Source organism: Bradyrhizobium sp. WYCCWR 13022, assembly GCF_030435535.1.
GTDB lineage: Bacteria > Pseudomonadota > Alphaproteobacteria > Rhizobiales > Xanthobacteraceae > Bradyrhizobium.
This window is the reverse complement of sequence record NZ_JAUIZJ010000005.1, coordinates 92,055-111,644: the sequence shown is the minus strand read 5'-3', so window position 1 is coordinate 111,644 and position 19,590 is coordinate 92,055. Positions and strand designations below refer to the sequence as shown.

Sequence of the window (19,590 nt, the reverse complement as noted above, 5' to 3'; positions counted from 1 at the left end):
CTAAGGCATGTATCGATGTTCGACCTCAACCAGCTCCGCTGTTTCGTCACGGTGGCGGAAGAACTGCATTTCGGCCGCGCCGCCGCGCGGCTGAACATGACCCAGCCGCCGCTGTCCCGGCAGATCCAGGTGCTGGAGCACATCATCGACGCGCCGCTGCTGGAGCGCACCAGCCGCTCGGTGCGCCTGACGCCGGCCGGACGCAGCTTTCTTCCCGAGGCCCGGCGCATCCTCAAGCTCGCGGAAAGCGCCTCCCAGGTCGCCCGCCGCATTGCGCTCGGCAAGACCGGCTCGCTGAAGATCGGCTTCACGGCGGCGGCCGCGTACGGCTTCCTGCCCGAACTGGTCGCGGCCTGCCGCGCCAAGCTGCCGGAGGTCGACTTCTCGCTGAAAGAAATGGTCTCGGGCGACCAGTTCGAGGCGCTGACCTCGGGCCAGATCGATGCCGGCCTGCTGCGGCCGCCGATTGCGCGGCCCGAACTCACCAGCCGCCGCGTCGTCGCCGAGCCGCTGCTCGCCGCCATCCCGAAGAAGCATCCGCTGGCGAATGCCGAGAACATCACCGTCAAGGATTTCGACGACCAGCCGTTCGTGATGTATTCGCCCTATGAGAGCCGCTATTTCCACGATCTGCTGGTGGCGCTGTTCACCCGCGCCGACATCCTGCCGCGCTACGTCCAGCATCTCAGCCAGATCCACTCGATCCTGGCGATGGTGCGCGCAGGCCTTGGTCTCGCTATCGTGCCGGCCGCAGCCGCCGGATTGAAGATCTCCGACGTTCGGCTGCGCCCCCTCAAGCTGCGCAACCGCGTTCCGGTCGAGCTGTTCATGGTCTGGCGTCGCGACGACGAGAATCCGCTGCTCTCGGCGCTCGTCAAAATCGCCAGCGAATTGTCCTCAGCCGAGGTGGTGGAAGATTGATGCTCAATCCGCATCGGTCGATATAGGCTTTGGCTTGGACGCGCATCGAACGGTTGCTTAAACAGCGGCCCATGGACGCGCAGCCTTCTTGCGTCCTCCACAACATGAGAAACAGGGAGCAGCGCCCATGAGCAAGATGACCCCGCAGGAAATGGCCCACAAGATCGGATCGGGCCTCCTGTCCTTCCCCGTTACGCCGTTCAAGGCGGATTATTCCTTCGACGAAGCGACCTACCGCGCCAACATGGACTGGCTGTGCGGCTATGATGTCGCAGGCCTGTTCGCCGCCGGCGGCACCGGCGAGTTCTTCTCTCTGACCCCGACCGAAGTCCCGCAGGTGGTCAAGGTTGCCGTCGACGAGACCAAAGGCCGCGTGCCCGTGCTCGCCGGCACAGGCTACGGCACCGCGATCGCTCGCGAGATTGCCATTGGCGCGGAAAAGGCCGGCGCTGACGGCCTGTTGCTGCTGCCGCCATACCTCACCCATTCCGAGCAGGTAGGCCTTGCCGCCCACGTCGAGGCCGTCTGCGCCTCCGTGAAAATCGGCGTCATCGTCTATAACCGCGACAACGCCATCCTCCAGCCCGACACGCTCGCCCGCCTCGCCGAGCGCTGCCCGAACCTCGTCGGCTACAAGGACGGCATCGGCGACATCGAGCTGATGACCCGCGTCTACACCAAGCTCGGCGACCGCCTGACCTATGTCGGCGGCCTGCCGACCGCGGAAACCTTCGCTCTGCCCTATCTCGACATGGGCGTGACGACTTACTCTTCCGCCGTGTTCAACTTCGTGCCTGAATTCGCCACCAACTTCTATGCTGCCGTGCGCAAGCGCGACCACGCCACCATCCACGCCGGCCTGAAGGATTTCATCCTGCCGCTGATCGCGATCCGCAACCGCAAGAAGGGCTACGCGGTCTCGATCATCAAGGCCGGCATGAAGGTGATCGGTCGCGATTCCGGCCCGGTTCGCCCGCCGCTGACCGATCTCGCCGAGCAGGAGATTGCGGAACTGACCGCGCTGGTGAAGAATCTGCCTGCCATCCGATCGTCGCAACAGGCAGCAGAATAGAGAACGCAAGACAACAGGGAGGAGAGAGCGATGGCCCGGACTGATATCTCTGGCGCACCCGTCGTTACAGCGATGCAGGTGATCCCGGTCGCGGGCCGCGACAGCATGCTCCTCAATCTGAGCGGCGCGCATGCGCCGTTCTTCACCCGCAACATCGTCATCCTCACCGACAATGCCGGCCACACCGGCGTCGGCGAGGTGCCGGGCGGGCAAAAGATCTGGCAGACGCTTCAGGATGCCCGCGACCTCGTGATCGGCAAGACCGTCGGCGCGATGAACAACATCCTCGCCGATATCAGAACGACCTTCGCAGACCGCGACGCCGGCGGCCGCGGCAAGCAGACGTTCGACCTGCGCGTGATGATCCACGCCGTCACCGCGATCGAATCCGCCCTGCTCGACCTGCTCGGCCAGCATCTCAATCTGCCGGTCGCAGCCCTGCTCGGTGAAGGCCAGCAGCGCAGAAGCGTCGAGACGCTCGGCTATCTCTTCTTCGTCGGCGATATCAGCAAGAGCAAGCTCGATTACATCAAGGGCGAAACCGGCAAGCCCGACTGGTTCAACCTCCGCCACCAGGAGGCGATGACGCCGGACACGGTGGTGCGGCTGGCGGAAGCCACGCACGACCATTACGGCTTCGCCGATTTCAAGCTCAAGGGCGGCGTGCTGCGCGGAGAGCAGGAGATCGAGGCCGTCACAGCCATCGCCAAGCGTTTCCCCGACGCGCGCGTGACGCTTGACCCGAACGGCGCCTGGTCGCTCGACGAGGCGATCGGCCTCTGCAAGAACATGCACGGGATCCTCGCCTATGCCGAGGATCCCTGCGGCGCCGAGGCCGGCTTCTCCGGCCGCGAGATCATGGCCGAGTTCCGCCGCGCCACGGGCTTGCCGACCGCGACCAACATGATCGCGACCGACTGGCGCCAGCTCAGCCACGCGCTGCGCCTGGGCGCGGTAGACATTCCGCTGGCCGATCCCCATTTCTGGACCATGCAGGGCTCGGTGCGCGTCGCGCAGACTTGCCGTGACAATGGCCTGACCTGGGGCTCGCACTCCAACAACCACTTTGACATTTCGCTCGCGATGTTCACCCATGTCGGCGCCGCCGCTCCCGGCAAGGTCACCGCGATCGACACCCACTGGATCTGGCAGGATGGCCAGGCGCTAACCAGGGAGCCGCTGCTGATCCGCGGCGGCAAGATCGCGGTCCCGGATCGCCCGGGCCTCGGCATCGAGATCGACCGTGCGGCCATCGAGGCCGCGCATGAGCTCTACAAGAAGCATGGTCTCGGCGCCCGCGACGACGCCACGGCCATGCAGGATTTGATCCCCGGCTGGACGTTTGACGACAAGCGCCCTTGCCTCGTTCGGTAAGAGAAACCCTGGAGGAAACGATGACTGCGATCCTGAAAAACTTCATCGGCGGCGAATGGGTCGACGGCTCCGGCGTCACCAGGAACATCAACCCCTCCAACACCAACGATCTCGTCGGCGAATACGCCAAGGCCGACAAGGCGCAGACCGAGAAGGCGATTGCGGCCGCGAAGGCCGCCTTCCCCGCCTGGGCGCAGTCGACACCCCAGGTGCGTTTTGACGCGCTCAACAAGATCTCGCTCGAAATCCTCGCCCGCAAGGAAGAGCTCGGTCGCCTGCTCGCCCGCGAGGAAGGCAAGACGCTGCCCGAGGGCATCGGCGAGGTCGCCCGCGCCGGCCAGATCTTCGCGTTCTTCGCCGGCGAGGCGCTGCGCCTGATCGGCGAGAAGGGCGCTTCCGTCCGTCCCGGCCTCGACGTCGAGCTGACCCGCGAGCCGGTCGGCGTCGTCGGCATGATCACGCCCTGGAATTTCCCGATTGCAATCCCGGCCTGGAAGATCGCACCCGCGCTCTGCTACGGCAACACGGTGGTGTTCAAGCCGGCCGAGCTGGTGCCCGGTTCGGCCCACGCGCTGTCCGAGATCATCACCCGCTCCGGCATTCCAGCCGGCGTGTTCAACCTCGTCGTCGGCTCCGGCTCCGTCGTCGGCCAGACGCTGCTCGACCATCCGGATGTCGCCGCAATCTCCTTCACCGGCTCGGTGCAAACCGGCCGCAAGATCGCGCAGGCCTGCGTGCTTTCGAACCCGATGAAGAAGTTCCAGCTCGAGATGGGCGGCAAGAACCCGCTGGTCGTGCTCGATGACGCCGACCTCAAGACCGCGGTCGAAGTTGCCGTCAACGGCGCCTATTTCTCGACCGGCCAGCGCTGCACCGCCTCGTCCCGCCTGATCGTCACCGAAGGCATCCACGACCGCTTCGTTGCCGCGGTGGCCGAACGCCTGAACAGCCTGTCGGTGGACGATGCGCTCAAGGCCGGCGTGCATATCGGCCCGGTGGTCGACCAGAGCCAGCTCGACCAGGACCTGCGTTACATCAAGATCGGCCAGGACGAAGGCGCCAAGCTCGCCTTTGGCGGCGAACTGCTCAAGCGCGAGACGCCCGGTCACTATCTCCAGCCGGCGCTGTTCACCGAGGCCAGCAACAACATGCGCATCGCGCGCGAAGAGATCTTCGGGCCCGTCGCCGCCGTGATCCGCGCCAAGAACTACGAGGAAGCGCTGGCGATCTCCAACGACACCGAGTTCGGCCTCGCCTCCGGCATCTGCACATCAAGCCTGAAATACGCCTCGCACTACAAGCGCAATAGCGAGTCCGGCATGGTGATGGTCAATCTGCCGACCGCCGGCGTCGACTACCACGTGCCGTTCGGCGGCCGGAAGGGCTCGAGCTACGGCGCCCGCGAGCAGGGCTCCTATGCGCGCGAGTTCTACACAACGGTGAAGACGGCTTATACTTATCCGGGTTGATAGGCTGATATCGTAGGGTGGGTTAGCGCAGCGTAACCCACCTCTTCTGCATCCGCGGACAGAGACATTGGTGGGTTACGCTGCGCTAACCCACCCTACAAATCCCGGAGTCCTCCATGGACCAGGACGTTGCAGCGAAAGAACAGCCCCGCTACATCAAGCTCAACGCGCGCGACAATGTCGCGATCGTGGTCAATGATTTCGGGCTTCCCGCCGGCTCCCGCTTTGCCTGCGGCCTGACGCTGCGCGCCTTCGTGCCGCAAGGGCACAAGACGGCCCTGGTCGACATCGCACAAGATGAGCCGATCATCCGCTACGGCGAGGTGATCGGTTACGCGCTCTCGCCGATCCTGGCCGGGGAGTGGGTGGACGAAGCGCGCATCCGCATGCCGGAGGCCCCTGCCCTCGACAAGCTCGAAATCTCGACCGCCGTCCCCGCGCCGCTGCCGCCGCTCGAGGGCTTCACCTTCGAAGGCTATCGCAATGCTGACGGATCGGTCGGCACCAAGAACATTCTCGGCATCTCCTCCTCCGTGCAATGCGTCAAGGGCACGATGGAATATGCCGTGAAGCGCATCCGCGCCGAGCTCTTGCCGAAGTACCCGAACGTTGATGATGTCGTGCCGCTCACGCATGCCTATGGCTGCGGCGTCGCCATCACCGCGCCCGACGCGGTCGTGCCGATCCGCACGCTGCAAAACATCGCGCTCAACCCGAACTTCGGCGGCGAGATCCTGGTCGTCGGCTTGGGCTGCGAAAAGCTCGCCCCCGAGCGGCTGGTGCCGGAAGGCGTCAGCGATGCCATCGTCCGCATGCAGGACGAAGCCTTTGACGGCTTCGGCGCGATCGTCGATGCGATCATGACCCAGGCCGAGGCCCGCCTGAAAATCCTGAACAAGCGCTCCCGCGAGACCTGCCCCGCCTCCGATCTCGTCATCGGCCTGCAATGCGGCGGCAGCGACGCCTTCTCCGGCGTCACTGCAAATCCCGCCGTCGGCTTCGCCGCCGACCTCCTGGTGCGCGCCGGCGCGACCGTGATGTTCTCGGAGGTCACCGAGGTACGTGACGCCATCCAGCTGCTCACGCGCCGCGCCATCAACGAGGATGTCGGCCGCGCGCTGGTGCGCGAGATGGCCTGGTACGATTCTTATCTGGCCCGCGGCGGCGCCGATCGCAGCGCCAACACCACGCCCGGAAACAAGAAGGGCGGCCTCGCCAATATCGTCGAGAAGTCGCTCGGCTCCATCGTCAAGTCCGGCTCGTCAGCGATCACCGGCGTGCTCGCGCCCGGCCAGAAGGCGACGCAGAAGGGCATGCTGTTCGCGGCGACGCCGGCTTCCGACTTCATCTGCGGCACGCTCCAGCTCGCCTCCGGCATGACCTTGCAGGTGTTCACCACCGGCCGCGGCACGCCCTATGGCCTTGCAGCAGCGCCCGTGATCAAGGTCGCGACCCGCACCGAGCTCGCGCGCCGATGGAAGGACCTGATCGATTTCGACGCTGGCGGCATCGCTACCGGCGCAAAGACCGTCGAGGAAACCGGCTGGGAGCTGTTCCGCCTGATCCTCGACGTCGCCTCCGGCCGCACCAAGCCGTGGTCGGATCGCTGGGGCATCCACAACGACCTCACGCTGTTCAACCCGGCGCCGGTGACCTGAGCGCCGACCTAAGACCAAGAGGACCTCGATGTCCCGCATCACGACCCTGCGCACGATCCGCATCGACGAGCGGCCGAACCTGATCTGGGTCGAGATCGAGACCGACGAGGGACTGACCGGCCTCGGTGAGAGCTTTCGTGGCGCGCAAGCCGTGGAGGCAGCAGTCCACGAACTCGCCGCACCGCTGGTGCTCGGCCAGGACTCCCGCCGCATCGAGGCGATCTCGCGCCAACTGCTGACGCCCTATCTCGGCTTTCGCAGCGTCAGCGCCGAGGTGCGCGCGGCCAGTGCCATCGACATCGCATTGTGGGACCTCAAGGGTCAGCGCCACGGCATCCCCGTGCACGAAGCGCTCGGCGGTGCCAGCCGGCTCGAGATCCGCGCCTACAACACCTGCGCCGGCTATGCCTACAACACCAAGAGCGCCAGGCGCCGCGAGATCGGCGCCGACGATACCGCGCTCGGCCCCTATGACGACCAGATCGCCTTCATGCGCGACGCGGGCGCGCTCGCCGAAAGCCTGTTGAGCGAAGGCTACGGCGCCATGAAGATCTGGCCGTTCGATCCCTTCGCCGCCAATGGCGGCCATGCGATCTCTCTCACCGACCTCAGGACCGGCCTCGAGCCGTTCCGCAAGATCCGCGACGCCGTCGGCGATCGCATTGAGATCATGTGCGAGTTGCACAGCCTGTGGGGCATGCACGCTGCCGAGCGAATCTGCCGCGCGCTGGAAGATCACGGCGTGTTCTGGGTCGAGGACCCCCTCAACAAGATGGACGATGTGCAGGGCCTTGCCGATCTCCGTCGGCGCGTGAAGACGCCGATCTGCGGCAGCGAGACGCTGGCGGGCGCGGCGAGTTTTCGCAACCTGCTCGCGGCCGATGCCGTCGACATCGTCATGCTCGACGTCGCCTGGTGCGGCGGGCTCAGCGAAGCCCGCAAGATCGCGGCGCTCAGCGAGGCCTACAACAAGCCACTCGCACCGCACGACTGCACCGGCCCCGTCGCGCTGATGGCGGGACTGCATCTGGCCCTGCATGCCCCGACCGCAATCTTCCAGGAAGTGGTGCGTGCGACGCTGTCGACATGGTACCGCGATCTCGTCACGGCGCTGCCGATCGTGAACGATGGCGTCGTGTCGGCGCCGACTGCGGCCGGCCTCGGGCTTGCGCTCAATCCCGATCTGCGCCGCCGCGCGGATGCCGTGGTGCGGGAGTCCAGGCTCGGCGCGTAAGGCGTGATCAGTGCCGCATCGCGCCCCCGAGATGAAACCGGCCTGAAACAAAGACGCGAAAAGCTTCCTCTTCGCTTCATCGCGGTCACGCAACGCAACCAAATATCTGCGCCGTCGAGGAACGAATGTTCGTACACGAGCGAACCTGTCGCGGCATTGCCGCGACCAAACTTCCGATTGATGTCTTCAACGGAGATTTTGAAATGCGTATCCTCTCAATGATTGCCGTTGCCGGCGCGACGATTGCAAGCACAGTCAGCGCATTTGCCGGCGAGCTTCCCTCTTACGAAGTGAAGTCCTTTCCGATCTCTGCGATGCAGGTGCAGGTTCTCGGGGGCGCCGGCGTCGAGGAGCGATCGACGGCACCAGCGATGATCGTCGCCGGCATGCCGGCATCGCCTGCGCAGATGTCGGTGCTGTCACCGCGCGTGAGACGGCTTGCCAGCGCGACCTCCGACAGCGAAGCGCGCTAAGTCCTGGCATCACTTCCGGCGCTCGCATCGCATGCGGGCGCCGTCAGCATTTTCAGGTCATGCTGCCAGGCATGAAGCACCGAACACGCGGGTGGCCGTCGATATAGTGCTTCCACACCATGGTGCGGCCGATCTTGTTCGGCTCGGTGATGACGGCGCCGTCGGGTACGACGACCCACTCCTCGTCGAGATGCACGCGGTAGTGTCCCTTGTCTGACTCCCAGTCGACATCGGCGACGACGTAGCCGTCGGCATCCGAGCAGCACTGTCCGTACTCGCTGCGCAGGCTCTCGAACCAGGGTTTGAGCGGCGAATTGACATAGCGCCCGTCATCGCGCGCGAGCGCCGATGTCGCCAGCGGCAGCATCAGCCCCAGCAACGCCGCTCCACTCAGTTTTGCAGATCTCATAGCGTCGTCTCTCGGATCGAAGTCGGCGCCGCGCGGAACAGGCGACGCCGCTCACGCCTTGAACAGGCACGGCACGGCGACTCGTTCCTCCGGCGGATTTGCCCACAGCTATGCAAATCCGGCGCCAGCGCGCATTCCGGGGAACTGGCGCGACGGGCTCACTGGACCTGCCAGGAGATCGCGCATGTGTGACTCGGACCGCTTGGCTGGCCTTGTTCGCAGGCTTTCCTTGTCGCGCCGGGACGTGTACGAAGCTGGCGTGATCGCAATCGCTTAACCAACTGTTTCGAATGGAAGAATTGGGTATCGGCGTGACAGGCATTGGACCGTCGGCGCGATGAGCGACTCCAGAGACCTGCTTCCCGGTCAACAGGACCCGACCGATCTGCCTGCAAACCAGGTGCAGTTTGCGCTGGTGATTTCGCGCATGCTCGATACGGTTAAGGACGACGCCGAAGCCAGGCGGCAGATGGTCTACGATCTTGCCCGCTACAAGCTCCAGGAGCAGTTCACCTACGCCGACACCAAGAACATCGACCAGATGAAGCTGGCCCTCGAGGTCGCGATCGAGGGGGTCGAGAAGTTCTCGCGCGACCAGGCCCCGCTGGAGCGCTTGCCGCAACAACAGCTCACGTCGGCCAAGGTGACCGAAACTGGCAGTGTTCTCGTGTCCGGCGATGCGACCGTCCTGGCGTCTGCGATCGGCAAGTCCCGCAGCAAACTGCCAGCGGCCTCGGGCCCGCTTCTGCCGGTGATCAAGCGTACGGCTGCCATCCTGGTCGTCGTTGGCGCAATCATCGTGATCGTCTCGCAGCGAGACAGGATCGCGGCGCTGCGCCGGCTGATCTCGTCACAGACGCCCGAAATCGCTCTGGTCGCGCCCGGGCCGGAGTCCACGATCACGGTCGCCAAGCCGGAAATGGTGCCGCCTGGCCCGCCTCAGCCGGCGCGCGTGCTTCCGACCGACTACGGCATCTATGCCTTGATCGACGACAAATCGTTGGTCGAGTTGAGCGCGATCGCCGTGATGGCGCCGGACATGCGCATCGCGATTTCACCGGAGTTCAAGAAGCCCGATCGACCGCATCTGTCGAGCGGCCGCGTCAAGTTCATCATATTTCGTCGGGATATTTCAGATGTGATTCCGGAGCGCGTCGAGGTCCGGGTGGTTGCGAAGGTCAGAGAGTTTTCAACCAACGCCGCCACGAAAACGTCGGGTGGCGGAGAGGACGCTGGCGTCATCCGCAACTTCTCCTATCCGTTTCGGATCGCGCCGATTCCGGGAAAAGCCGAGATGTACGAGCTCCACGCCAGCGACACAGACCTCGAACTTCCGCCGGGACATTACGTCCTGAGCCTGGGATCTCAGGCTTATTATTTTCAGGTCGACGGCGAGATTACCGATGCCCGGCAGTGCCTCGAACGGGTCTCTGCCGGCAACGGCACCTTCTATGCGCCTTGCCAGAAGGCAGCGACATATTGATGCCCGCAGCCTTCTTCGCGGTGTGAAAGCAAGCCTACTTCTTCGCTGCCGGCGCCATCATCATCCCTCCGCCCTTCTTGGCCGCAGGCGCAGCCTTCGGGGAAGTCGCGGCAGCCTGCGCGGGAAGATATTTGGCGATGATCGCGGGGTCGACCTCGGCCATGCTGGAATCCGGCAGGCGCTGCCAGGTCTCGTCCTTGCCGAACAGCGAAATACCGAGATAGCCGCGCATGGTCAGCACCTGACCGTCCGGGCTCACCGTCATCTTGGCCTTCCAGATGTTGCCATCGCGCGGATTGACCACGTTGCCACCCTCATACTTCAGCCCGTCGCGCTTCATGTCGCGGATGAAGGAGAGCCCGAGCACCGGCTGGTTCTTGCGATCATCCGTGCATTTCGTGCAGGCCTCGTTCGGGTCGTCGCCCGGACGCGGAAAGGTCTTGGCAATGACGCCTTCGAAGATGCCGTTGTGATCGACGAAGAGGAACCAGCCCACCGGCTTGCCGTCCTCGACCTTCTGCCAGAGGCCCGCGGCGGTTGGCTGCTGCGCTTGCGCCGGAGCCGGGCCTGCCGCGCCGAGCGTCAGCACGAGCGCGAGCAACGGGAGCAGCCGAAAGCTGGAAAAGAGATTCCGCATCATCATCACCTTGCTGAGCCGCCACTGCAATGGCCGCAGACTACGGCGATTTCGCGAACGGTTCCAGCACCAGGAACATGGGGCGCCGCGGCACCGTTCGCACCGTCGTCAGTTGACACCGAGTTTCTTTTGCAGACTGGAGGACGAGGTCGTGTACTGGAACACGAGCCGCTTCTCCGGGTAGACGTAGCGGTGGGCTTTTTGCGACATCAGTGCGCCCTCGTGGAAGCCGCACAGGATCAGCTTGATCTTGCCGGGATAGGTGTTGATGTCGCCGATGGCGAAGATGCCCGATACGTTGGTCTCGAACGCCGATGTCTCGACCGGCACCAGATTGTTCTCCAGCGCGATGCCCCAGTTCGCGACCGGACCGAGCTTCATGGTCAACCCGAAGAACGGCAGCATGGTATCGCAGGCAATCTCGCTGACATTGTTGTCGTTGCCCTTGACGGTGGCGCCGGTCAGCCGGCCATCGGCACCCGAGAGCGCGGTGACCTGGCCGAGCCGCAGATCCATCTTGCCGTCGGCCACCAGCGCGCGCATCTGCTCGACGCTGTGAGGCGCGGCACGAAAATCATCGCGCCGATGCAGGAGCGTGATGCGCTTGGCGAGCGGATGCAGGTTGAGCGTCCAGTCCAGCGCGGAGTCGCCGCCGCCGACGATCAACACGTTCTTGTCGCGAAAATTTTCCATCTTGCGCACGGCGTAATGCACCGAGGTGCCTTCGTAGGCTTCGATGCCCGGCACCGGCGGACGCTTGGGCTGGAACGAGCCGCCGCCGGCTGCGATCACCACCACCTTGCATTCGAACACCTTGCCGGTGTCGGTGGTGCAGCGGAACGCGGGATCGCCGATCTTCTCCACGGTCTCGACCATCTCGCCGAGATGGAAGGTCGGATGGAACGGCTTGATCTGCTCCATCAGCGCTTCGGTGAGGCCCTGCCCCGACACCTGCGGAATACCGGGAATGTCGTAGATCGGCTTTTCCGGATAGAGCTCGGCGCACTGGCCGCCGACCTTGTCGAGGATGTCGACGAAATGCGCCTTCATGTCGAGAAGGCCAAGCTCGAAGGCGGCGAACAGACCGCAGGGGCCGGCGCCAATAATCAGCACATCGGTTTTGATCACGTCGCTCATGTCGTCTCTTTATCGGTCGTTGTCGGTTGGACGGCGCCCTGTGGGCAGAGGAACCCTTCCTGTCTAGCCAACGGGGATGGATCAGGGAAGGCATAAAAACAGGAGCGCCCCGCAAGCGCACCCACTTGCCGGGTCAAAATAACTGAGCTGTAACGGGGCTGGATTTGACGGAGATCAATCGGTGAACGCACCAAGCCGCCTCGACACGACGCCGCACCTGGAGGACTTCCCTTTTCGCCTCAGCGACAACGTCCGCTTCGGCGATCTCGATCCGAACCAGCACGTCAACAACGCGGTCTATGCCACCTATTTCGAGACGGGCCGTGTCACGCTGATGAAGCTTCCCCAATACGGGCTGACCCCGCCGGGCTTCGCCTGGATCATGGTGCGGCTCGACATGCATTTCCGCGCCGAGCTGCACTGGCCGAACACGATCGAGCTCGGCCTTGGCGTCGTGAAGCTCGGGCGTACGTCGGTAACGTTCGAGCAGGTCGTGTTTTCGAACGGGACGTGCATCGCGTCAGCCATTTCAGTCGGCGTCCTGCTCGACGAGACGGCGCGCCGTCCTGCACCGCTGACCCCTGAAGTGATCGCGAAGTTCAAACCCTGGCACAAGCGCGGCATCGAGGTCGCGCCGCCGAGTTCCTGATGCATGATCCGGACCTGCAGGGCCGGGTTGGCGCAAACTGCGTAGCGGTCTCCCGGAAAGATCATGCACTCTTGAAGAGAAGGATCAGGCCTGACGCTCGGGCGTCGACACGACGAGACCGTCGAGCTCGTCGGAGACCTTGATCTGGCAGGACAGGCGCGAGTTCGGGCGCACGTCGAAGCCGAAGTCGAGCATGTCTTCTTCCATCGGCGTCGGGCTGCCGACCTTCTCGCGCCAGGCTTCGTCGACATAGACATGGCAGGTCGCGCAGGCGCAGGCGCCGCCGCACTCGGCTTCGATACCGGGGATGCTGTTGCGGATGGCGCCTTCCATCACGGTCGCGCCGTTCTCAATTTCCACCGTGCGGGTTTCGCCCTTGTGGTCGACAAAGTGAATTTTGGCCATGTGTTCTCGTGCTGCCGCGATCTGGGGAAAATGGAGGGTCCGGGTGTCCTATAACGGGTCGCTCCGGGCCGCGCCATAGCGTTTTCAAGCGAAGTGGGGAGCGGTTCGCGGGAAGAAATTGCGTCAAAATAGAAGACCATGCACAGGCCCCCCTGCTGAAGCAGGACCGGCCTAGTGCTTGAGAATTGCCGCAATGGCCGCGCGAACCTCGGCGACCGCCTCTTTCAGCGCAGCAAGGGCATGGGGCTGGTTGTGGCCGATCCGGACCGCGATCTCGAGGCTCGCGGCGGCATCCGCGACCGCAAAGGCGCCGATCCCGCGTGCCGAGCCTTTGAGCTTGTGCGCAAGCGCGCCGGTCTCGGCGGGCAGCGCCGCCATTGCTGCGATCAGGCGGACGGCCTGCTCGGCGAACATCGCCAGCACTTCCTGCTCCAGCTCGGCGTCGCCGAGCGTCATGCGCGAGAGGTGGTCGAGGTCGAGCGGGCTGTCGATGGGCGCAAGCGGGGGCGAGGGCATCCAGTCCATCCGTTGCAGTTCAGGCGTCATGGCGCAGGCCCCGGCATCGCGCGATGGTCCGCCGGTCCGGCGGTTCCGCCCACCGAAGCACGAAAATGGTTAACGAAGTGTTCGGGCCGTTTTACGCAAATCCGCCCGTTTATTGACGAAAAGTTGCCGCAATTAGCCTAGTCCGGTGGAGAATTTCATTTAGGCCTAAGGTGTTACGGCACATTCCTGTTAACGATGATTAAGAATGTCTTAATCGCGGGCATTTCATTCGCGACGCTCTGCCAATAGGATGTTGCGGAAATTGGCGGACAAGCCGTCCGGGTGGGAACGGCTCGGAGATCCGCGCAAGCGGCATAATCCGGTCTGTGGGCTTGCGTAGCGCGCAGGGCTCGCGGGGGGACGCGTAAAAGTAACGAGGGCTCGGACTGAACATGGCCAACACTCCCAAAAAGGTCAAAGACCCCACAGAAGTTGCGCTTTCTGCGATCCAGGAAGCCCTCAACATCAGCGACACGGCGGCCGATACCAGCCGCAACGCGTCGATGCGCAACGAAGCGGCGCCGTCGGTCGCGCCGCCCGCACCTCCGGCGTTCGACGAGCCGACCTTCGAGCCGCGGCCTGCCGCCAACGAGCGCGCCGTGTTCGATTCCATCGAGGAACCGCGCACCTCGCGCCGTGCGGCCAATGACGACCGCGAGACCATCGGCCAGTTGCTTCAGTCGCTGCAAACGGGCCGCCCCGCCCGCAACATCTACACCGGCGCGACCATCTTCACCGTGATCTGGCTCGCCGCCTGCGCCGCGCTGACGGTCGGCTTCCTGCCCTCGATCCGTGCCGCCATGGGCGAGAGCGGCGGCGTGCTGGCGATCGCCGGCCTCGTCACCATGTTCTTCGCGCCGATCATGCTGTTCTATTTCCTCGCCAGTCTCGTCTGGCGCGGCCAGCAGATGAGCCAGGTCGCTCAGGCGATGGCACAGGTCGCGATCCGCTTCTCCGAGCCCGAAGGCTCGGCGTCCGATTCCATGGTCACCGTCGGCCAGGCCATCCGCCGCGAAGTCGCGGCGATGGGCGACGGCATCGAGCGCGCCATCGCGCGTGCCGGCGAGCTCGAGACACTGGTCGCCAACGAGGTTGCCGCGCTCGAGCGCGCCTATTCCGACAACGAAGTGCGCATCCGCGCCCTGCTCCAGGACATCGCGCATCAGCGCGACAACCTGGTCGGCCAGGCCGAGCAGGTCCGCAGCGCCATTTCCGGCGTGCAGATCGACCTGCGCCACGACATCGCACTGATCTCGGACGCGATCGCCTCGCGCGTCGACGAGGTCGCGAAATCCATCACCGGCGCGCTGGAAGAGCGCGGCGCCCACATCACCGGCGCGCTGAGCCATGCCGGCGACAACATGATCCTGGCGCTCGGCGAGCGCGGCGGCGACCTGCTCGACCGCCTCGAGGAGGCCAGCGCCGAGACCACGCGCGCGGTGCTCGACGCCAGCGAGCGGCTGACCACCAGCCTCAACTTCAAGACCGGCCACGTCCACGACGAGTTCGTCGACCTCGCCGACCGCGTCCACGAGATGCTGAACGAGCGTATCGACCGCATCACCGGCGAGTTCGAGCAGCGTTCCGCCGCGATCGTGGACGGCATCTCCGAGCGCACCGAGCAGGTGCACGACAGCTTGAAGAACTCGTCGGACTCGCTGCTGCTCGAGCTCGAGCTGCGCTCCAACGACATCTCCGCCAAGATCGACGACGCCGGCAACCGCCTCGCAGGCCAGATCATGACCTCGGGCGACAAGGCGAGCGAGGCGCTCGACGCCACCGTCAACACGCTCGTCGCCAAGGTCGTCAGCCAGACCGAGACCGCGCACGACTCGCTCTCGCTCCAGATGAGCGCGTTCGACGAACTGGTGAAGAACCAGGGTTCCGAGCTGGTCGAGAAGTTCGCCCGCGATTCCGGCACGCTGGGCGCCCTGATCACGCGCCACATCTCCGAGTTCGACCGCACCGTGAAGACCTTCGGCGGCGAGATCGTCGAGCGCATGGGCCAGCGCACGCATGACATCCATGAATCGCTGAAGACCTATGTGGACAATTTCGACACCCGCTTCACCTCCAACGGCGGCGAGATCACGGCCATTCTCGACCAGCGCCTGGTGCAGTTCGAGACCACGATCGGCGAACGCGTCAACCATCTCGACGCCTCGCTGAACGGCAAGATCGCCAACCTCGACGGCACCATCGAGGGTCACATCAAGACCTTCGACCAGCAGCTCGGCGGCCGCGTCGGCGCGCTCGAGCAGTCGTTCGATGCCCGTGCGAAGTCCGTCACCGAGACCATCGACAGCCGTCTCAACACGCTGTCCACGACGCTGACCGACGGTGCGACGCAGGCGATCCACTCGATCGACTCCCGCCTCACCCACCTCACCGCCACCCTCACCGGCGGTGCGGCGCAGGCGCTCGAATCCATCGACGGCCGCCTGACCCACCTCACGACGTCGCTGACCGACGGCGCCTCGCAGACGATCCAGTCGATCGATACCCGCCTGACCCATCTCACCACCACCCTCACGGGCGGTGCGACGCAGGCGCTCGAATCCATCGACTCCCGCCTGACCTACCTGACCTCGGCGCTGACCAACGGCGCCTCGCAGGCCGTGCAGTCGATCGACACCCGCCTCACTTTGCTGACCTCGACGCTCACGGACGGCACCGCGCAGGCGATCGAGGCGGTCGACCGCCGCATCACCGGAGTCGCCGACCTCATCGACGGACGCAGCATGCACCTGACCGACACGGTCACGGCGCGCTTCCAGGATATCCACCAGGCGATCGAGACCAAGGTCGGTTCGGTTGCCAACGACATCGACGTCCGCGTGGCGCAGTTCGAGGACCTGCTCGGCTCGCGCGTCGAGGCCGTCGCCGGCCGCATCGAAAACAGCGGCCGCCAGGCCAGCGAGGACATGATGTCCCGCGCCGAGATGATCTCGACCGCGATCCGCTCGCATGTCGAGGACGCCGAGCGCTCGCTCACCAACCTCGTGGTCAACACCAGCGAGACGATCCAGACCGGAGCGCGCACTGCGCAGCAGTCGCTGATGACGGTCTCCTCGGACGTCAACGCCCAGCTCAGGATGACCTCCGCCGAGGTCGAGCATGCGCTGACCGCGGTCGGCACCGGTGCTGCGAACTCGATCCTGACCAGCGCCCGCGAGGCACAGTCGAGCCTGGTCGCGGCCTCGGGCGATGCCGCCAACCAGATCAAGGGCCTCGCCACCGACGTCGAACGCACGCTGTCCGCAGCCGGCTCGGCCACCGCGGCCTCGATCCTGGCCGGCGCCCGCGAGGTGCAGACCACGCTCGTCACCGCCTCCTCGGACGCGGCCAACCTCGTCAAGACGCTCACCGCCGACGTGCAGCGCTCGCTGTCGCTAGCCGGCACCTCGACGGCGGAATCGATCACCGCCGGTGCCCGCGATGCGCAGGGCACGCTGATCGCGGCCTCGACCGAGACCGCCAACCAGATCAAGGCGCTGTCCTCGGACGTGCAGCGTTCGCTCTCGATGGCTGGCACATCGACCGCCGAGACCATCATGACCGGCGCGCGTGAAGCCCAGAGCACGCTGGTCAATGCGTCCTCGGATGCGGCGAGCCAGGTGAAGTCGCTCGCGGCCGAAGTGCACCGCTCGCTCTCGCAGGTCGGCCAGACCACCGCCGAGACGATCACGGCGAGCGCCCGCGACGCCCAGAGCACCCTTCTTGCTGTCTCCGCAGAGCAAACCGGCCAGGTCCGCTCGCTCGCGGCCGAGATGCAGCGCGCGCTGGCGACCGCCGGCGGCGCCACCATCGAGGCCCTCACCAGCGGCGTGCGTGAGGCCCAGGGCACGCTGATCTCCGCCTCGACCGACGCGGCGAGCCAGATCAAGTCGCTCGCGACGGACATCGAGCGCACGCTGACCTCGGTCGGCGCCGACACCGCCTCGACCATCCTCAACAGCGCCCGCGAGGCCCAGACCTCGCTGACCTCGAGCTCGGCGGATGCCGCCAGCCAGATCCGCACGATCTCGACCGAGATCGAGCGCGCGCTGAGCACGGCGACGTCGAACGCGACCAACGACATCCAGACCAGCGCGCTCAACGCCCAGAACGCGCTGATCTCCGCCTCCAACGAGGCGAGCTCGCGGGTCAAGTCGAGCTCGGCCGACATCGAGCGCTCGGTGCTCGCCGCCAGCTCCAGCTTCGGCCAGGCCATGACCGGCAAGACCGACGAGATCGTCACCTACGTGCAGCAGCAGGCCGACCGCCTCTCGAACATGATCGACGCCAAGCGGGGCTCGCTCGTGGACGCGATCGGCTCGAAGACCAGCCAGCTCACGCTCGACATCGACCGCGTCACCTCCGACGCGCTGAAGTCGATCGAGACGCGCGGCCATGCCTTCTCGCAGACCATGATGGGCAACGGCAACGAGGTCGCCCGCACCATCAACGCGGCGAGCGAGATCGCGACCAGCGCGGTCGGCAAGTCTCTGAAGGACCTCGAGTCGGCCTCGCGCGCGGCGATCGACCAGTCGCGCCAGGTCTCGATCGCGGCCGTCACCGAAATGCAGGAGACCAGCAAGATCCTGCGCACCGACACCGTGGCCCTGTTCGAGCGCCTGCGCGAAGGCAACATCCTCCTCCAGGAGGTGCTGACCGGTGCGCACGACAACCTCAACTCGCTTGAGCGGGCGCTGGTGACGCGCGTCGCCGACTTCGTCTCGGCGATGAACGACGTCACCTCGCGCAACGGCGCTGCGACGCAGAACCTGGAAGACCAGCTCAACGTCTTCAACACGAAGACCACGCGGGCGCTCCAGGACCTCGGCGAGCTGTCGACCCAGTTCGACGCGCACGGCAAGGCCCTGGTCGATGCCGCGCAGGTCGTCGAGCAGAGCAACAAGAACACCACCGCCTCGCTTGCCGAACGCAAGGCGGCGCTGGAATCGCTCGTCAGCACCATCGACCTGCGCACCGCCGATCTCGACCAGCGCCTGTCGCGCTTCACCGGACTGCTCGATGAGTCGCTCGCTGCGGCCGAAGAGCGTGCCCGCGACATCGCCCGCGTGGTCGCCGAGACCGCCGGCGCAGGCTCGGCCGCGATCACCCGCCAGTTCGAGGCGGTGCGGTCGGCGTCCGAAGAGGAGCACCGCCAGACCATCGAGGCCATGCACGACATCTACCGCCAGACCACCGACGAGGCGGATGCGATGTTCAAGCAGTCGACCGAGAAGTTCGGCAACCTCGTCTCCAGCATGAAGCAGATGGCGTTCGAGATGCACAACGAGCTCGAAGCCACCCGCAACGAGCTGCGCCGCGGCGTGCTCGAGATGCCGCAGGAGGCCGCCGAGAGCACCGCGCAGATGCGCAAGGTGATCGTCGACCAGATCGAGGCGCTCGCCGAGCTCAACCGCATCGTGGCCCAGCACGGCCGCGGCCTCGACGTCACCACGACGGGCCGCGCGTCCGTCGCCGTCCAGCGCCAGGAAGAGCCGATGATGGCGACCGCGGGCAGCCGCACCGCCGAGACCCGCAGCCGCGACACCGGCAGCGCCTCGACGCTGCCGCCGCCGGACCTCGGCATGCCCGCCGCCTCGCGTCGCACCGAGGCCCCGCCGGTCGCCCCTGGCGGCAACGACCAGGGACGCGACGGCTGGCTGTCGGATCTCCTGAACCGCACGGACGCCGCCCCGGCTGCTCCGGCCGGTCGCGAGGCCCCGCGTGGCCGCCAGCAGGCTGCACCCGCGCCGCAGCCGCAGGCCCCGCAGGCCAGCAGCAATCCGCTGGAATCGCTGTCGCTCGACATCAGCCGGCTGATGGACCGCAACCTCGCCGCCGAGATGTGGGACCGCTACCAGCGCGGCGAGAACAAGGCCTTCACCAAGCGCCTGTACACGCCCGCCGGCCAGAAGGCCTTCGACGAGGTCGCCCGCAAGTATCGCGCCGACCGCAACTTCAAGAGCACGGTCGACCGCTACATCGGCGAGTTCGAACGCCTGCTCGACGAAGTCGCCCGCGACGGTCGCGGCCCGCAGGAGCTGCGCAGCCACCTGACCTCGGAAACGGGTCTAGTCTACACGCTGCTGGCACATGCGGCGGGCCGGCTGGGATAAGCGGCAAGGCCAG

General features: G+C 65.6%; 15 protein-coding genes. 10 read left to right on the top strand and 5 right to left on the bottom strand.

Annotation, left to right across the window (positions count from 1 at the left end; translation table 11 throughout):
* Window positions 1-15: 15 nt before the first annotated feature.
* From QY049_RS11220 to QY049_RS11190, 7 genes are all read left to right on the top strand, one after another.
* Window positions 16-921, top strand: coding sequence for a LysR substrate-binding domain-containing protein (locus tag QY049_RS11220; protein WP_194481765.1), 906 nt, complete (start codon window positions 16-18; stop codon window positions 919-921).
* Window positions 922-1,048: 127 nt separating this feature from the next.
* Window positions 1,049-1,993 carry a 5-dehydro-4-deoxyglucarate dehydratase gene (gene kdgD / locus QY049_RS11215; RefSeq protein ID WP_194481764.1) on the top strand — a complete coding sequence of 315 codons (945 nt, stop codon included), beginning with the start codon at window positions 1,049-1,051 and terminating at the stop codon, window positions 1,991-1,993.
* A gap of 30 nt (window positions 1,994-2,023) precedes the next feature.
* A complete protein-coding gene (gene gudD, locus QY049_RS11210) occupies window positions 2,024-3,367 on the top strand; it encodes a glucarate dehydratase (protein ID WP_194481763.1) in 1,344 nt (447 codons plus the stop codon).
* Between the two features lie 20 nt (window positions 3,368-3,387).
* Window positions 3,388-4,836, top strand: a complete 1,449-nt coding sequence (locus QY049_RS11205; protein WP_194481762.1) for an aldehyde dehydrogenase family protein — start codon at window positions 3,388-3,390, stop codon at window positions 4,834-4,836.
* 116 nt (window positions 4,837-4,952) lie between these two features.
* A complete protein-coding gene (gene garD / locus QY049_RS11200; protein WP_194481761.1) occupies window positions 4,953-6,494 on the top strand; it encodes a galactarate dehydratase in 1,542 nt (513 codons plus the stop codon).
* Window positions 6,495-6,522: 28 nt separating this feature from the next.
* Window positions 6,523-7,728 carry a mandelate racemase/muconate lactonizing enzyme family protein gene (locus QY049_RS11195; protein WP_194481760.1) on the top strand — a complete coding sequence of 402 codons (1,206 nt, stop codon included), beginning with the start codon at window positions 6,523-6,525 and terminating at the stop codon, window positions 7,726-7,728.
* A gap of 203 nt (window positions 7,729-7,931) precedes the next feature.
* Complete coding sequence (locus QY049_RS11190; protein WP_301269335.1) at window positions 7,932-8,201, top strand: hypothetical protein; 270 nt, start codon at window positions 7,932-7,934, stop codon at window positions 8,199-8,201.
* A 52-nt stretch (window positions 8,202-8,253) separates the two neighbouring features.
* Here QY049_RS11190 and QY049_RS11185 read toward each other — a convergent pair whose 3' ends face one another.
* Complete coding sequence (locus QY049_RS11185; RefSeq protein ID WP_301269334.1) at window positions 8,254-8,610, bottom strand: hypothetical protein; 357 nt, start codon at window positions 8,608-8,610, stop codon at window positions 8,254-8,256.
* Window positions 8,611-8,947: 337 nt separating this feature from the next.
* On the opposite strand from QY049_RS11185, the gene QY049_RS11180 reads away from it, so the two are divergent.
* The gene (locus QY049_RS11180; RefSeq protein WP_301269333.1) at window positions 8,948-10,093 is read left to right on the top strand and encodes a hypothetical protein; all 1,146 of its coding nucleotides are present in this window, start codon (window positions 8,948-8,950) and stop codon (window positions 10,091-10,093) included.
* Window positions 10,094-10,127: 34 nt separating this feature from the next.
* Here the strand turns inward: QY049_RS11180 and QY049_RS11175 are convergent, their stop codons facing one another.
* Window positions 10,128-10,730 carry a DUF2147 domain-containing protein gene (locus QY049_RS11175; protein WP_194481756.1) on the bottom strand — a complete coding sequence of 201 codons (603 nt, stop codon included), beginning with the start codon at window positions 10,728-10,730 and terminating at the stop codon, window positions 10,128-10,130.
* Between the two features lie 108 nt (window positions 10,731-10,838).
* Window positions 10,839-11,867, bottom strand: a complete 1,029-nt coding sequence (locus QY049_RS11170) for an NAD(P)/FAD-dependent oxidoreductase (protein ID WP_194481755.1) — start codon at window positions 11,865-11,867, stop codon at window positions 10,839-10,841.
* A 181-nt stretch (window positions 11,868-12,048) separates the two neighbouring features.
* Here QY049_RS11170 and QY049_RS11165 point away from each other — a divergent pair, with 181 nt between their 5' ends.
* Window positions 12,049-12,516: a thioesterase family protein gene (locus tag QY049_RS11165; protein WP_301269332.1), complete on the top strand. Its 468-nt coding sequence runs from the start codon at window positions 12,049-12,051 to the stop codon at window positions 12,514-12,516.
* A gap of 84 nt (window positions 12,517-12,600) precedes the next feature.
* Here QY049_RS11165 and QY049_RS11160 read toward each other — a convergent pair whose 3' ends face one another.
* Together QY049_RS11160 and QY049_RS11155 are read right to left on the bottom strand one after the other, a co-directional pair.
* Window positions 12,601-12,921 carry a 2Fe-2S iron-sulfur cluster-binding protein gene (locus tag QY049_RS11160; protein ID WP_194481753.1) on the bottom strand — a complete coding sequence of 107 codons (321 nt, stop codon included), beginning with the start codon at window positions 12,919-12,921 and terminating at the stop codon, window positions 12,601-12,603.
* A 171-nt stretch (window positions 12,922-13,092) separates the two neighbouring features.
* Entirely contained in the window at window positions 13,093-13,467 is a 375-nt protein-coding gene (locus QY049_RS11155; RefSeq protein ID WP_301269331.1) for an Hpt domain-containing protein, read from the bottom strand.
* Window positions 13,468-13,859: 392 nt separating this feature from the next.
* Between QY049_RS11155 and QY049_RS11150 the strand changes: the two genes are divergently transcribed.
* The gene (locus QY049_RS11150; RefSeq protein ID WP_301269330.1) at window positions 13,860-19,577 is read left to right on the top strand and encodes a negative regulator of septation ring formation; all 5,718 of its coding nucleotides are present in this window, start codon (window positions 13,860-13,862) and stop codon (window positions 19,575-19,577) included.
* The last annotated feature ends 13 nt before the right edge of the window (window positions 19,578-19,590 follow it).

Bases quoted from the DNA above. Each gene is read 5' to 3' on its own strand.
- QY049_RS11170 (WP_194481755.1), bottom strand. From the start codon at position 11,867: ATGAGCGACGTGATCAAAACCGATGTGCTGATTATTGGCGCCGGCCCC.
- QY049_RS11180 (WP_301269333.1), top strand. From the start codon at position 8,948: ATGAGCGACTCCAGAGACCTGCTTCCCGGTCAACAGGACCCGACCGAT.
- garD (WP_194481761.1), top strand. From the start codon at position 4,953: ATGGACCAGGACGTTGCAGCGAAAGAACAGCCCCGCTACATCAAGCTC.
- QY049_RS11220 (WP_194481765.1), top strand. From the start codon at position 16: ATGTTCGACCTCAACCAGCTCCGCTGTTTCGTCACGGTGGCGGAAGAA.
- QY049_RS11190 (WP_301269335.1), top strand. From the start codon at position 7,932: ATGCGTATCCTCTCAATGATTGCCGTTGCCGGCGCGACGATTGCAAGC.
- QY049_RS11155 (WP_301269331.1), bottom strand. From the start codon at position 13,467: ATGACGCCTGAACTGCAACGGATGGACTGGATGCCCTCGCCCCCGCTT.
- QY049_RS11195 (WP_194481760.1), top strand. From the start codon at position 6,523: ATGTCCCGCATCACGACCCTGCGCACGATCCGCATCGACGAGCGGCCG.
- QY049_RS11175 (WP_194481756.1), bottom strand. From the start codon at position 10,730: ATGCGGAATCTCTTTTCCAGCTTTCGGCTGCTCCCGTTGCTCGCGCTC.
- QY049_RS11185 (WP_301269334.1), bottom strand. From the start codon at position 8,610: ATGAGATCTGCAAAACTGAGTGGAGCGGCGTTGCTGGGGCTGATGCTG.
- QY049_RS11160 (WP_194481753.1), bottom strand. From the start codon at position 12,921: ATGGCCAAAATTCACTTTGTCGACCACAAGGGCGAAACCCGCACGGTG.
- QY049_RS11205 (WP_194481762.1), top strand. From the start codon at position 3,388: ATGACTGCGATCCTGAAAAACTTCATCGGCGGCGAATGGGTCGACGGC.
- QY049_RS11150 (WP_301269330.1), top strand. From the start codon at position 13,860: ATGGCCAACACTCCCAAAAAGGTCAAAGACCCCACAGAAGTTGCGCTT.
- kdgD (WP_194481764.1), top strand. From the start codon at position 1,049: ATGAGCAAGATGACCCCGCAGGAAATGGCCCACAAGATCGGATCGGGC.
- gudD (WP_194481763.1), top strand. From the start codon at position 2,024: ATGGCCCGGACTGATATCTCTGGCGCACCCGTCGTTACAGCGATGCAG.